Genomic DNA, 15,572 nt, shown 5'->3' with positions numbered 1-15,572 from the left:
GTTGTCGCAGTCGCCGTCGGGGTGTGCTCGCGCTCCGCGGTCTTAGCCAAGTCGCATCTGGCCAGCTCAGCAGGGGTTTGCCGGCTCGCCATGGGTCCACCATCGGACACGGTCGGATGTGATGTGGCGCCGCCCCCGCGGCGGGTCGCCGGCTAACGCAATTAAGGCATTGCGCCCGTCATGCGGGCACCGAAAATAATTGCGGTGCAACGGATGTAGTGCTTCGTGGCGCAGCATCACCGATGACCGCCCCTAACTGGCTTGCGTTACCGAGTGTCGAAATCCGCTGGTCGAACAGCCCTGCAACCTCGCCGAGACTGCCCGAACAACTCCATGCACCTGCGACATGGGGTCATTTGCCCAGGTCCGAGGTGAGACTCGGTCGCGAGCACATGTGCTCGTGTTAGTATTCCAGCGCTACCCGCGGGGGGTCTTGGCGTCGTGTAACACTTGTCTTTGGTGTCGGGATCCGGGTTGGCTCGGATTACTTAAGAGCTGGGAGAGCGGCACCGCGGCCGTTTCATTCCCGGTGTGAAAATTCGCTGATGTCGTCGGGTAACACCGGTTGAGCTGAGACGAGGTTGGAAGAGTATGGAATCACGTGTCACTCCCGTTGCGGTGATCGGGATGGGATGTCGGCTTCCTAGGGGGATCAACTCGCCCGACAAACTGTGGGAGTCGTTGCTGCGCGGTGATGACTTGGTCACCGAGATTCCGCCCGACCGCTGGGACGCCGACGACTATTACGACCCTGAGCCAGGGGTTCCCGGGCGGTCGGTGTCCCGGTGGGGTGGGTTCCTTGACGACGTCGCCGGTTTCGATGCTGAGTTCTTCGGGATTAGCGAGCGGGAAGCGACCTCGATCGATCCGCAGCAGCGGCTACTGCTGGAAACGTCGTGGGAGGCGATCGAGCATGCTGGTCTGGATCCGGCGTCGTTGGCCGGGTCCTCGACGGCCGTTTTTACTGGGCTGACCCACGAGGACTACCTGGTACTCACCACAACGGCGGGCGGTTTGGCCAGTCCATATGTGGTTACCGGCCTCAACAACAGTGTGGCGTCAGGGCGGATCGCGCACACATTGGGTCTACATGGTCCGGCGATGACGTTTGACACCGCGTGTTCTTCGGGTCTGATGGCGGTGCACCTGGCCTGCCGCAGCCTGCATGACGGCGAAGCTGACCTCGCTTTGGCGGGCGGTTGTGCGGTGCTGCTGGAGCCGCATGCCAGTGTGGCGGCGTCTGCGCAGGGCATGCTGTCGTCAACCGGTCGGTGCCATTCATTCGATGCTGACGCGGATGGGTTTGTGCGTTCCGAGGGCTGCGCGATGGTGTTGCTGAAGCGACTGCCGGATGCGCTGCGCGACGGTAATCGGATCTTCGCCGTGGTGCGTGGCACGGCCACCAATCAGGACGGCCGCACGGAGACGCTCACCATGCCGTCCGAGGACGCCCAGGTTGCCGTGTACCGTGCGGCGTTGGCGGCGGCGGGCGTGCAGCCCGAAACGGTCGGTGTGGTCGAGGCGCACGGCACCGGTACGCCAATCGGCGACCCGATTGAGTACCGCAGCCTGGCGCGGGTGTATGGCGCGGGCACCCCCTGCGCGCTTGGATCGGCCAAGAGCAACATGGGGCACAGCACGGCATCGGCGGGGACCGTCGGGCTGATCAAGGCAATTCTGTCACTGCGGCACGGGGTGGTGCCGCCGCTGCTGCATTTCAATCGGCTGCCCGATGAGCTTTCCGACGTCGAGACCGGGCTCTTTGTGCCGCAAGCGGTTACGCCGTGGCCCAACGGTAATGATCACACACCGAAGCGGGTCGCGGTGTCCTCGTTCGGGATGTCCGGGACCAACGTGCATGCCATCGTGGAAGAGGCCCCAGCAGAAGCTTCCGCACCCGAGAGTTCACCGGGCGACGCTGAGGTGGGCCCGCGGCTATTCATGCTGTCGTCCACGTCCAGCGACGCACTGCGCCAGACGGCCCGCCAACTAGCCACCTGGGTGGAAGAACACCAGGACTGCGTGGCGGCCTCGGATCTGGCCTACACGCTGGCGCGTGGCCGCGCGCACCGGCCGGTGCGCACCGCGGTGGTTGCCGCCAACCTGCCGGAGCTCGTCGAGGGTTTGCGCGAGGTGGCCGACGGTGACGCCCTCTATGACGCGGCGGTGGGACACGGTGATCGAGGACCGGTCTGGGTCTTCTCCGGGCAAGGGTCGCAGTGGGCGGCGATGGGCACGCAATTGCTCGCCAGCGAACCAGTGTTCGCGGCCACCATCGCCAAGCTGGAGCCGGTGATCGCCGCAGAATCGGGATTCTCGGTGACCGAGGCGATAACGGCGCAGCAGACCGTGACCGGAATCGACAAAGTGCAGCCGGCAGTGTTCGCCGTTCAGGTCGCGTTGGCCGCCACCATGGAGCAAACCTACGGAGTGCGGCCGGGCGCGGTCGTCGGACACTCGATGGGTGAGTCGGCCGCGGCCGTCGTCGCGGGGGCACTGTCGCTCGAGGACGCGGCGCGCGTCATTTGCCGCCGCTCGAAGCTGATGACCCGCATAGCCGGTGCTGGTGCCATGGGCTCGGTGGAATTGCCCGCCAAGCAAGTGAATTCGGAGCTGATGGCACGCGGAATCGACGATGTTGTGGTCTCGGTGGTGGCGTCCCCGCAATCCACGGTGATCGGCGGTACGAGCGACACCGTTCGTGACCTCATCGCCCGTTGGGAGCAGCGGGACGTGATGGCGCGCGAGGTGGCCGTCGACGTGGCGTCGCACTCGCCTCAAGTCGATCCGATACTCGACGATTTGGCCGCGGCGCTGGCGGACATTGCTCCGATGACGCCCAAGGTGCCGTACTACTCGGCGACCCTGTTCGACCCGCGCGAGCAGCCGGTGTGCGATGGCGCTTACTGGGTGGACAATCTGCGCAACACGGTGCAGTTCGCCGCGGCGGTGCAGGCTGCGATGGAGGACGGCTACCGGGTCTTCGCGGAGCTGTCGCCCCACCCGCTGCTTACCCACGCCGTCGAACAGACGGGCCGAAGCCTCGACATGTCGGTCGCCGCCCTGGCCGGCATGCGGCGAGAGCAGCCTCTGCCGCATGGTCTGCGCGGCTTGCTGACGGAGCTGCACCGCGCGGGCGCCGCTTTGGACTATTCGGCGCTGTATCCCGCTGGGTGGCTGGTGGATGCGCCGCTGCCGGCGTGGACCCACGCCCGCCTATTCATCGACGATGATGGGCAAGAACAGCGGGCACAAGGTGCCTGCACCATCACCGTGCATCCGTTGCTTGGCTCGCATGTGCGGCTGACTGAGGAACCTGAGCGCCACGTCTGGCAGGGCGACGTTGGCACCTCGGTGCTGTCCTGGCTCAGCGATCATCAGGTGCATAACGTTGCCGCCCTTCCCGGCGCCGCCTACTGCGAGATGGCTTTGGCTGCGGCCGCTGAGGTCTTCGGCGAAGCGGCTGAGGTTCGCGACATCACCTTTGAGCAGATGTTGTTGCTCGACGAGCAGACCCCGATCGACGCCGTCGCATCGATCGACGCGCCTGGTGTCGTCAACTTCACCGTGGAGACCAACCGGGACGGTGAAACCACCCGGCATGCCACCGCGGCGCTGCGCGCCGCCGAAGATGACTGCCCGCCGCCGGGGTACGACATCACCGCTCTGCTGCAGGCGCATCCGCACGCCGTGAACGGGACCGCCATGCGGGAATCGTTCGCCGAGCGTGGTGTTACTTTGGGCGCCGCGTTCGGTGGTCTGACCACCGCGCATACCGCCGAGGCGGGAGCCGCGACGGTGCTGGCCGAGGTCGCGCTGCCCGCGTCGATCCGGTTCCAGCAGGGCGCCTACCGAATCCACCCGGCGCTGCTGGACGCTTGTTTCCAGTCGGTCGGCGCGGGCGTCCAGGCCGGTACGGCCACTGGTGGCCTGCTGTTGCCGTTGGGTGTGCGCAGCCTGCGTGCCTACGGGCCTACCCGCAATGCCCGCTACTGCTACACGCGGTTGACCAAGGCCTTCAACGACGGGACCCGAGGTGGTGAGGCCGACCTCGACGTGCTGGACGAGCACGGGACCGTCCTGTTGGCCGTGCGTGGGCTACGCATGGGAACCGGGACCTCCGAACGCGACGAGCGTGACCGCCTAGTCAGCGAGCGGCTACTGACCCTCGGATGGCAGCAGCGAGCGCTGCCCGAGGTTGGCGACGGCGAGGCTGGATCGTGGCTATTGATCGACACTTCCAACGCCGTCGACACCCCCGACATGTTGGCTTCCACGTTGACGGACGCGCTGAAGTCCCACGGCCCCCAAGGCACCGAATGCGCCAGCCTGTCCTGGTCGGTCCAGGACACCCCGCCCAACGATCAAGCTGGCCTCGAAAAGCTGGGCAGCCAGCTGCGTGGCCGCGATGGTGTGGTGATCGTGTATGGGCCTCGCGTCGGCGACCCCGATGAGCACAGTCTGCTGGCCGGTCGTGAACAGGTCCGTCACCTGGTTCGGATCACCCGGGAACTGGCTGAATTCGAGGGCGAGCTGCCGCGCTTGTTCGTGGTGACCAGACAAGCCCAGATAGTGAAGCCGCACGACTCGGGAGAAAGAGCCAACCTGGAGCAGGCCGGCCTGCGTGGTCTGCTACGGGTGATCAGCAGTGAACATCCGATGCTGCGCACCACCTTGATCGATGTGGACGAACACACGGACGTTGAGCGGGTGGCCCAGCAGCTGCTGAGCGGATCGGAAGAGGACGAGACGGCCTGGCGGAATGGCGACTGGTATGTGGCCCGCTTGACCCCCAGTCCGCTGGGCCATGAAGAGCGGCGCACCGCGGTCTTGGATCCCGACCACGACGGTATGCGGGTGCAGGTCCGCAGGCCGGGAGACTTGCAAACGTTGGAATTCGTTGCGAGTGACCGAGTTCCGCCCGGCCCCGGGCAAATCGAAGTCGCGGTCAGCATGTCCAGCATCAACTTCGCCGACGTTTTGATCGCGTTTGGACGATTCCCCATTATCGATGACCGCGAGCCGCAGTTGGGTATGGATTTCGTCGGTGTGGTGACTGCGGTCGGGGAAGGTGTCACCGGTCACCAGGTCGGTGATCGTGTTGGCGGTTTCTCCGAAGGTGGCTGTTGGCGGACGTTCCTCACCTGTGACGCCAACCTCGCGGTCACGCTGCCGCCCGGCTTGACCGATGAGCAGGCGATCACGGCGGCCACCGCGCATGCCACCGCCTGGTATGGGCTCAACGACCTGGCTCAGATCAAGGCCGGTGACAAAGTGTTGATTCACTCCGCCACCGGCGGTGTGGGGCAGGCGGCCATATCGATTGCCCGCGCCAAGGGAGCGGAGATTTTCGCGACCGCCGGCAATCCCGCGAAGCGAGCCATGCTGCGCGACATGGGCGTCGAGCATGTCTACGATTCGCGCAGCGTCGAGTTCGCCGAGCAGATCCGGCGCGACACCGACGGGTACGGCGTGGATATCGTGCTGAACTCGCTGACCGGCGCCGCCCAACGTGCGGGGCTGGAGTTGTTGGCCTTCGGCGGACGCTTCGTCGAAATCGGCAAGGCCGACGTTTACGGCAACACCCGGCTGGGGCTGTTCCCGTTCCGTCGCGGACTGACCTTCTACTACTTGGACCTCGCGCTGATGTCGGTCACCCAGCCCGACCGGGTCCGTGAGTTGCTGGCCACGGTGTTCAAGCTCACCGCAGACGGGGTGCTGACCGCACCGCAATGCACTCATTACCCGTTGGCCGAGGCGGCCGACGCCATCCGGGCAATGAGCAACGCCGAGCACACCGGCAAACTCGTGCTCGACGTACCGCGTAGCGGCCGTAGAAGCGTGGCGGTCACCCCGGAGCAAGCTCCGCTGTACCGCCGCGACGGCTCCTACATCATCACCGGCGGCCTGGGTGGCCTCGGCCTGTTCTTCGCCTCGAAGCTGGCCGCGGCGGGCTGTGGCCGGATCGTGCTGACCGCACGTTCCCAGCCCAACCCCAAAGCGCGGCAGACCATCGAAGGCCTGCGCGCGGCTGGGGCCGACATCGTGGTGGAGTGTGGCAACATCGCCGAACCCGACACGGCGGACCGGCTGGTGAGTGCGGCGACCGCTACCGGGCTTCCGCTGCGCGGTGTGCTGCACTCGGCGGCGGTGGTCGAGGATGCCACGCTGACCAACATCACCGATGAGCTCATCGATCGCGACTGGTCGCCCAAGGTGTTCGGATCCTGGAACCTACACCGCGCCACCCTCGGTCAGCCGCTGGACTGGTTCTGCTTGTTCTCCTCGGGAGCGGCATTGCTCGGCTCGCCGGGTCAGGGCGCCTACGCGGCGGCCAACAGCTGGGTCGACGTCTTCGCGCACTGGCGCCGCGCCCAGGGCCTGCCGGTCAGCGCGATTGCGTGGGGTGCGTGGGGCGAGGTCGGCCGCGCCACGTTCTTGGCCGAGGGGGGCGAAATCATGATCACCCCGGAGGAAGGTGCGTATGCCTTCGAGACGCTCGTGCGCCACGACCGCGCCTACAGCGGTTACATTCCGATCCTCGGGGCGCCATGGCTGGCCGACCTTGTCCGACGCAGCCCGTGGGGTGAAATGTTCGCATCCACTGGGCAGCGGTCAAGGGGCCCAAGCAAATTCCGCATGGAGCTCCTTTCGCTGCCGCAAGATGAATGGGCCGGCCGGCTACGGCGTCTGCTGGTTGAGCAGGCCAGTGTGATCCTGCGTCGCACGATCGACGCTGACCGCTCATTCATCGAGTACGGCCTGGATTCGCTGGGCATGCTCGAGATGCGTACCCACGTTGAAACCGAGACCGGGATACGCCTGACCCCCAAGGTCATCGCCACAAACAACACCGCCCGCGCTTTGGCCCAGTACTTGGCGGACACGCTGGCCGAGGAGCAGGCGGCGGCACCGGCGGCATCATAGCGGTCGAATTCTGTTGTGCCGCAAGCCTCGTGGTGAGATCATGAGGTGAGCTGCGGGGTAAGGCTTGTCAGCCGCGACCGCAGCTGGGGCGGATATGATGATCGGTTCGGGACGCGAGTGCGTGATCTGGCCGAAGCCCGATCGGCGGGCTGGTTCGTTAGGTCACTCCATGATCCAGCCATACTCCGAGGGAACGGTGCACAGCAGTGAACGTATCGCCTCGAGGGACTTCCCCGGTTCCGCGATGTGCCCATGATGCTCGATGATCAGTTGTCCTGCGTAAACGGCACACGAGTACAGATCGAGGGGGACGCTGATCGAACAATAGAATTGGCCCTTAATGTCTTCGATCTCCAGGCCCGGCGGTGTGCGCATGGTGGGAAATGAAGTGGCGTCAGTGCAGAAGACAAGTGGTGGTAGGCCGGGAGGAGTTCCTTCGAATGCCGTGCCGAAGTGGAGCCCCGACTGCTGAATCACACCATTGGCCAAGTCAGCCCGAAGTGTGGCAACGATATCGCTTGCCAGATCCACGATGTCGGTATTCGGCCCGATCTCAGCGAGGTAAGACGCCGCCCCGAGGAGATTGGTAGCTTCTGTCGGGGCCACTGGGGGAGCTAGAACAAATCGCAGGTCGACGGGGTAAACGTAGGGAATCGGGACGTGCGGGGTGTTGCGCAGCTGCCACTCGGTCAGCAGGATGGCTGCCGCGACCACGGCGTTAAGGCTGAGGCGATGCTCGCGGCCGAACGCCATGAGGTCCGATGTCTGCTGCTTGGAAAGCCAGAGTCGGGTGACCGGAACAGCTTGGGGCAGCCCAGGATGCGCGAGGACCGCCGGCGTCTCGGTGGCAGGGATCTCATAGGCATACATCACCGACATAAAACGTTCAGCTCCCGAAAGCCCTTGCTTCCTGATACCCCGCTGTGCCAGCACAGCCTCCATTGACAGCGGCGTGGGCTGCGGGGTTATCGGGCCGGGGTCACCGGTAGTGACCGCGTCGGTGTAGCGGGAGAACAGCTCGTCGACGAGAACGGCCCCGTGATGACCATCGGCCATGCAGTGATGGAGGTATAGCGTCAGCTCGGCTCCTCCTTCGCGGAGGATCAGCTGCAGATGCAATAGGGACACGCTCTGGTCGAGCCGTAGTTCGGCGTTTCCCGACGGTGACCCGTTGGTGGCGGCCGTGCCGTCGATGACACAGATTCCAGAGTGCAGCAGGTCGTCGGCAACGAGATTCCAACCGCCGTCGGAGCTTTGCTCAAGGTGGCTGGCCAGGACTGGGTGGGTTTCCAAGAGGGCGTCGAAGGCATCCGACAGCGCATCGACATCGATAACACCGCGCAGCTGGATTGTCATGGAAGTAAAAACCTCGTACTGCGCGAAGACTTCCTCGCTGTGCGACAGCTTTCGGATCACAGATCCGGGAAACATCTCAACACTCCCAACTCGTCACGGCATCCCGGGCCAGCGGTGCTGGTCAATGCGTGCTGGCCCGTCGGTAGCCAATGGCCAAGGGTACGGCGCATACGACGCAGATACCCGCGGTCCACACCAGCATCCCGATCATCGGAGAGAGGACCGGACCACCCATTGCAAAACCGCGCATCGCCGCGATGGCGTAGCTCACCGGCTGATGGGCGACGAACGGCTGAATCCAGCCTGGATACGAGTTGAGCGGCACCAAACCCGTGGAGAAGAAGATCGCGATTGCTTGCACCAGCTCAACGCCTTCGACAACAACGGTTTGTGCTGTGTAAAGCGCGACGGTAGTGACCATAGCCGCGATTGCGATGCCCAGTATCACCGGGACACTAATCCACATGAGGCTCGGGATTAGGCCTTGTCGAAACCGGAAACCCAATACCACCCCAGTACTTAGCATCACTAAAGTGGTGACCAGAGTCCGAATCGCGTTTGCCAGGATTCGAGAGATCAGGCCCGATGCTCGGTGCACGGGCAGCACCCACAGTCGGGCAAGCAGTCCGAAGGAGCGCTCGCGCATCAGGTCGATCGCGACAAAAGTTGACCCAGTGATCGCGGCGCCGAGTGCGATCAGCGGAACAATGCTGTAGAGCCCGCTGTCGTGGGTTACGACATAAGCTAGGTTACCTAGCACAATGTTCAACACCACCATGAAGAGAATCGGTAACACGATCGCTCCGATAACGGTGATATAGTCACGTGCCCATCGAGTTAGCAACCGGTTGGTCTGCAAAAGGGTCTGCGCAACGAACAGCCGAGCAGCGTTTTGCGAGCCTGGCAAACGTGTGGGTGCAAGCTCGATTTCCTGACTTGTCGTCGTGATCATGGCCGCCTAGCCAAAACAATGGTGGATGAAAGCGCCAGGATCACCACGAAAGCGAACAACCACGTCAACGTCGGAGCCATCACAGGCCAACTCACCTGTGAGGCTGTCTTGGTGGTATCTCCGGCCAATGCCCGCAGCGCCGCGACGAACTGGGAGATCGGCTGGTTGCGAACAAATGGATGGATCCAGTGCGGAAACAGCTTTAACGGCATGAGACCAATGGACAGCAGTCCGAAGATCAAAATGGGCAAGCTCAGCAGCGGCAGCATCGCGTCTGGGTTCCTGGTAACGGTGCCAACCAGGTCAGCGGCGAATGACAGCACAGCCCCGATCGCGATAACCAGTAGGCAAAAACCGACGATATAGAGGGCCCCGCGATGAAAACGGAATCCGATGACGTAGCCGCAAACTAGCGATATCACCAAACCCGTGAAGCATCGGTCCACAGCCACCCACACGCGGGCAAGCAGTGGCGTCAACGGGGCCATCGGCATGGACTGAAACCGACGATTGACGCCTAGCAGCGAATCGGTCGCGGCTCGAAAGCCCGACCCGATCGCGGCGAACGAGACCGCCTGCAGTGTGACCAACGGCGTGATGTATTGCCCTAAGTTGCTGGCGACGCCCGAGCTGGCGCCACCCACAAATTGGTTCCACGGTATGGCGAACGGGATATAGAAGCCCACCATGAAAATTATCGGCGCGCCCACCGTGGTGAGTACTTCACCGTTGAGTAGGCTCGGCGCGGCGAAACGCCGATAGAGCACCCACATCTGTCGCCCGGTCGATAAGCGTCGCTGCTGAATGCTCGCGCTTGACTGGTTGAAGGTCAGGGCGGGGCTCGCATCTATGGCCGGGCCGCTCATCGCGCGGACCCCGACACCAGATGGGTCAGAGACTCGGTGGGATCGGTCGTCATGGCCAGGAATACGTCATCGAGTGACGGTCGGCGCAGCGCAATATCGGCTAGCTCGATCCTCGCCTCGTCGATCCGGCGCGCTGCCTCGACGAGCATACGTATGCCGTCAGGCGCCGGCATCGTAATGCGGTCTGAGTCGGGCGTCAGCATCGCCCTGTGGTGCTCGGGCAACAGCGAACCGAGCGCCGCGACGATAGCGTCCAGATCCTTCAGATCGCGGGGCACTATTTCGCAGAAGGTGTCGCCGGCGCGGTGCTTGAGTTCATTCGCGGTGCCTTCGGCGATGATTATGCCGTGATCGATCAGGATGATGCGGTCACTGAGCGCATCCGCCTCCTCGAGATACTGCGTGGTCAACAACGTGGCAATGCCCAGCTTCTTGAAGCTGGCCACCAGATCCCAAATAGCTTGCCGGCTCCTGGGATCGAGCCCGGTGGTGGGCTCGTCTAAGAACGCCACCTGGGGTTGGACCACCAATCCGCACGCGATGTCTATTCGTCGGCGCATTCCGCCGGAGTAGGTGCCCACCCGCCTCTTTCCGGCATGTACGAGGCTGAATTGCTCGAGCAGTTCGGCGGCGCGTTTGCGCGCCGCGGACTTGCTCAGTCCCCACAGACGACCAAACAACACCAGGTTCTGCTCACCGGAAAGCGCGTCGTCGACGGCCACCTGCTGCCCGGTGACCATGATCGAGCGGCGTACACCGGCCGGTTCGGAAACAACATCGTAGCCAGCGATGATCGCCGAGCCGGCATCCGGTCGGGTCAGCGTCGACAAGATGTCCACCATGGTCGTCTTGCCGGCCCCGTTGGGGCCCAGCAGCCCGATCACTTCACCGCGGCGCACCTTGAAACTCACGTCATCGAGGGCCACAATCTTGCCCTTGCCGTAGGTCTTGCGAACCCCGTTAACCACCACCGCCATGTCGTCGTTGCGCATCCGATCCTCCTCAGCCGGCATCCATGCTCGACAGGTCCACCAGAGCGCCCGCCTCGGGTTCCCCGACTATCTCGCTGTCGTCGTGCTCTGTGTGCTCGGCCGCGATGGCCTCCTGGATCAGCGCGCTGAGGGCCAGCGGGAAGGTCCGCTCCAGCGCTTCTGCCGTTGCCGCCGGGATCCGGCGGGTGTCGTACCACCAATCGAGATGCAGTGAGCCACCAAACCGATACACCCGAAGTTCGATGGCGTGGCCCATCCCTGGGATCGGTTCGCGCACCGGAAGCGTCATGTCCGAGTCGAACTGTACTGGAGCATCGCCGGACGGTAGCTCGGGGATCACGCCCGCATACCGGAAGTGAATGTCGGGTGTGCGCTGAGCGCCCAGGACACGTCCGGTCGGGGCGTAAACGTAGCGCAGCAGCCCGTATCCAATTCCGTAGTGCGGAACGGACTTAAGAGTGTTGTGCACCGCGTCCAGCTGCGCAAGCGCGCCCAGCCCTGTTGCGCATGCCAGCGGTACCGGGTAGTACGTCGTGAACCAGCCGACCGTTCTGCGCAGGTCGACATCCGGCCGCAGCACCGAGCGGCCCTCGCCTTCGAGCTCCACGGCGACCACACCCTCACCTACCGTCTGAGCTATTGTGCGGCCGAGGGCGGCCAGCAGGATCGTCTGAATCGACCGGCGGAACCTGCGCCGGCCGTCGTCCAGCTCGGATGTCTGCTCGACGCTTAGCGTGCTCGACAACTTGGTGAGCTCGTCGGCGCGGGGCGGATGGGCGGTATGCGCGTTGGGAAGGGCATCGGCCAGCCACAAAGTCGCCTTGGTCGAATTCTCGATCCAGTACGAGCGAGTGTCCAGCGCCGCCGGATGCGTCGCGAGGGCCGCGCAACGCAGTGACCATTCCCGCCACCCCGTGCTGACCGGTTCCAGCGTGATCTCCTCGCCTGCCAGCCGTTGTCCAAACGCGGTGACGATGTCGGTCGCCAGGATCTGGCGCGATGAGTCGTCGGTGACCATCGCATGTATGGCAAGGCACAGATAGTGCGGACCGCCGTGCGCGGCGGCGATATGAACGGCAGCCAGCGGCGCGTTCGGATCCGTTTGATCCTCAAGGAGTTCGGCCAGGATGCCCAAGACCGCGGCCCGTTCCTCGGGGCTGCCTGCAGCCACGCCGTCGGGCACCGACCGGTTGGAAAGCCCGGTGAATTCTGCGGGTGCCGCGATGTGCTGCTCCCATATCCCATCGTTGCCGACCAGGTGCAGGCGCAATGCGTCGTGGTGGTTGACCACTGCGGTCAGCACCGCTCGAATATCCGGTAGCCCGATCTTGGGATCCAGGCGCAGGATCAGCGGGACACGACAGCGGCCGGTGTCGCGCAATCCGCGGTCGAGGAAGTACGTGACGTTGGGTGGAACCGCCGGGTTCGCCTGTGCCTCCGGGGGCTTCGCCAACCCGCTGGACGCGAACGACGCGTCGACGGCGGCCGTCAGCGAGGCCAGGGTCGGGTATTCGTAGAGATCCTGCGGCGTGATGGTCAGACCCTCGTTGGCGGCGGCCATCGCGATGCTGATCGCCATCAAAGAATCGCCGCCGAGGTCGAAGAAATTGGCGTTCCGATCGACCGAGCTGACGCCGAGGCACTGTGACCAGATGCGTTGCAGCGTAACCTCGGTCTGCGACTCTCCGTTGCGGGCTGCATCGACGGTGGCGGCCGTGGAACCATCCGCAGTGCCGGCCGGTGAGCCGTTGTTTGCGCCGGGAGCCTGCGCCCAAACCGTGTGGTTAGGTTCGACCCAATGCCGTTGACGGGCAAATGGATAACCCGGCAGGGAAACGAGGTGCGGCACCGCCGGACGCCGCGGCGTCCAGTCGACCTCGACTCCGGCAGACCAGAGTTCGCCCAGCGCGCGCAGAAAAGTGTCGCGGTCGTCGACGTCTTGCAGTGGGTGGCGCATAAGCCGAACGGTGCGGTGCGTGGTCGACCACTTCGGGTGGCGCATAGCCGAACCGGTCAGGCTGCCGCCCGGACCAACCTCGACCAGGATTCGACTTGGAGCTGCCAGCACCACGTCCAGCTCGTCGGCGAACCTGATGGGGGAGCTGATTTGACGCGTCCAGCTGGCCGGATCGACTACTTGCTGGTCGGACATCCAGCTACCGGTGAGGTTGCTCAGCAGCGGTGTGCGCGGAGGACGTAGCTGTTGACGGGACAGGAATTCTTGGAATTGGCCCAGCATGGGATCCATCGCGCTGGTATGGAACGCGTGGGTTGCCCGGACGCGGCGAACGGGAATCCCTGCCTCGGTAAGACGTTGGCGCAGTGCACGGATCTGGTCTTTGGGCCCGGCGACCACACAGTTACCAGGATCGTTTACCGCGGACAGCTCGACCTCCGGTGGCAGGTACTGCGTGACGTCATCGGGGCCAAGAGCCACCGCGACCATGGCACCGGGCGGCGACTCATGCATAAGGCGGGCGCGCAGCGACACCGTTTTGATCGCTGTCTGCAGGTCGAATACGCCGGCCAGGGTGGCCGCGATGTATTCGCCGGTGCTGTATCCGATGTACGCCCCGGCGCGCACGCCGAAAGTGTCGACCAACTTCGCGAGCGCGTATTCCACCGTGAACAACGCCGGTTGCGAACGGTCAATGCGCTCAAGATCTGTTGCGGTCCCGTCGAACACTTCGGCATGCAAGTCGATGCCTGTCTCGTCGCGGAATCCGGCGGCGCAGGTGTCGAAGTGTTGGGCGAAGACCGGCTCGGTGTCATAGAGCCCTTTTGCCATTCCGACGTGCTGAGCGCCCTGTCCGGGAAACAGGAAAACGACGCGATCCGACGTGGGTGCGGCGTCGGCGCGATCGCCATGCTCCCCATCGTGGGCGGCTTCGCCAACGAAAACGTTGTCGTGCTCGGCCGCCCGCAGCACGGTGGCCGCGTGCTCGCGGTCGTGCACGACGGCGGCCATCGTGACGTTGTGCTTGCGGCGCCGGGCGAGCGTGTAGGCCACGTCGGACAGGCGCGGGCCGTCTTGCGTTTCTAGCGCCGCGGCCAGGGCGGTCCGCGACTCGCCGAGCGCCGCGGCCGTTTGCGCCGAGAGCAGGATTACCTGAGGGCCAGCCGGCTCGGCGTGCGCTGAAACCTCCGATGCTTCTGCTGGCGCCTCCTCCAAGACGACGTGCGCGTTGGTACCCCCGACCCCGAACGAACTCACCCCGGCACGACGAACGCCGTCGCACTCCCAGGGGCCGTACTTGCTTTGCACGACGAACGGACTTTGGTCCAAGCGCAGTTCCGGGTTCGGGCTGGTGTAGTGCAGCGTCGCGGGTAGTGCCTTGTTCTTTAGGCACAGAATCGTTTTGATCAGACCCGCGATGCCGGCAGCAACTTCCAGGTGGCCGATGTTCGACTTGACCGACCCCAGAACACAAGGGGCCGAACGGCTCGTCTGCGACACCTCGAACGCCGCTCGCAGGCCCTGGATTTCGATAGGATCACCGAGCGGGGTGCCGGTTCCGTGGCACTCGACATAGCTCACGGTCGACGAATCGATGCCGGACACCGCATGGGCTTCGGCGATGACATCGGCTTGAGCGGCCGGGTTGGGCGCCGCATACCCCATCTTCGCCGATCCGTCGTTGTTGATCGCCGATCCGCGGATGACGGCGTGAATCCGGTCTCCGGCGTCGATGGCGGCCGCCAGCGGCTTGAGCACCACCAACCCGACACCGCTGCCGAAGACCGTGCCGTCGGCCCGCACGTCGAAGGGCCGACAGTGGCCCACCGCCGACACCATCGATCCCGGTGAGGTGAAGTAGCCGACACGGTGCGGGATGCATAGCGACGACCCGCCGGCCAACGCCATGTCGCATTCGCCGGATAGCAGGCTCAGGCAGGCCAGATGCACCGCTACCAGCGACGATGAACACGCGGTTTGCACCGCGATGCTCGGCCCGCGCAGGTTGAACGCGTGCGAAATCCGGGTTGCCAGAAAGTCCTTGTCATTCTGCAAGAACAGGCTGAACTGGTCGAAGTTGAGTCCCTCGGCCAACACAGCGTTCGGGTCGCGATGCGACAGCAGGTTGTGCAGCAGATAGCCGCTGGGGGAGCTGGTTCCGTATACGCCGATCGAGCCGTCGAACCGTGCGGGGTCAGCGCCCGCGTCCTCGAGCGCATGCCATGCACACTGCAGGAACAACCGGTGTTGGGGATCCAGCACCTGCGCGGCCAGCGGCGGGAACCCGAAGAAGCCGGCGTCGAACTCGTCGATCCCGTCAAGAAGCGGGGCGCGACGCACATACGCCGGATCGGCCAGCGTCTTGTCGCTGACGCCGGCGTCGCGCAGCTCCTGTTCGGACAGGGTGACGATCGACTCCTTACCGCGCCGAAGGTTGCTCCAGAACGCCGAAACATCCTTGGCGCCCGGAAATCGGCCGGCCATGCCGACCACCGCGATCGCGTTCTCGGGGATGCTCACAG

The 15,572-nt window shown here is 64.4% G+C and carries 6 protein-coding genes; 1 reads left to right on the top strand and 5 read right to left on the bottom strand.

The window, feature by feature from the left end; all coding sequences use genetic code 11:
- The first annotated feature begins 591 nt into the window (after positions 1–591).
- On the top strand, positions 592–6,927 hold the full coding sequence (gene mas, locus FF952_RS15515) for a mycocerosate synthase (RefSeq protein ID WP_031680803.1): 6,336 nt from the start codon (positions 592–594) through the stop codon (positions 6,925–6,927).
- Between the two features lie 162 nt (positions 6,928–7,089).
- On the opposite strand, the gene FF952_RS15510 is transcribed toward mas, so the two are convergent.
- The 5 genes from FF952_RS15510 to ppsE are packed head-to-tail and all read right to left on the bottom strand — an operon-like array spanning position 7,090 to position 15,570.
- Positions 7,090–8,358, bottom strand: coding sequence for a phthiocerol/phthiodiolone dimycocerosyl transferase (locus FF952_RS15510; protein WP_003414853.1), 1,269 nt, complete (start codon positions 8,356–8,358; stop codon positions 7,090–7,092).
- A gap of 46 nt (positions 8,359–8,404) precedes the next feature.
- On the bottom strand, positions 8,405–9,235 hold the full coding sequence (locus FF952_RS15505; protein WP_244736073.1) for an ABC transporter permease: 831 nt from the start codon (positions 9,233–9,235) through the stop codon (positions 8,405–8,407).
- Positions 9,232–10,101 (bottom strand): daunorubicin ABC transporter permease DrrB, encoded by an 870-nt coding sequence (gene drrB / locus FF952_RS15500; protein ID WP_003414848.1) that lies wholly within the window; start codon positions 10,099–10,101, stop codon positions 9,232–9,234. Before drrB ends, FF952_RS15505 begins: the two co-directional genes overlap by 4 nt.
- Positions 10,098–11,093: a daunorubicin ABC transporter ATP-binding protein DrrA gene (drrA, locus tag FF952_RS15495; RefSeq protein ID WP_003414846.1), complete on the bottom strand. Its 996-nt coding sequence runs from the start codon at positions 11,091–11,093 to the stop codon at positions 10,098–10,100. Before drrA ends, drrB begins: the two co-directional genes overlap by 4 nt.
- 10 nt (positions 11,094–11,103) lie before the next feature.
- Positions 11,104–15,570, bottom strand: coding sequence for a phthiocerol type I polyketide synthase PpsE (gene ppsE / locus FF952_RS15490; RefSeq protein ID WP_003904964.1), 4,467 nt, complete (start codon positions 15,568–15,570; stop codon positions 11,104–11,106).
- Positions 15,571–15,572: the final 2 nt, after the last annotated feature.

Source organism: Mycobacterium tuberculosis complex sp. N0072 (assembly GCF_030323725.1).
GTDB classification, from domain to species: domain Bacteria; phylum Actinomycetota; class Actinomycetes; order Mycobacteriales; family Mycobacteriaceae; genus Mycobacterium; species Mycobacterium tuberculosis.
This window is presented reverse-complemented; position numbering and strand designations above follow the sequence as displayed.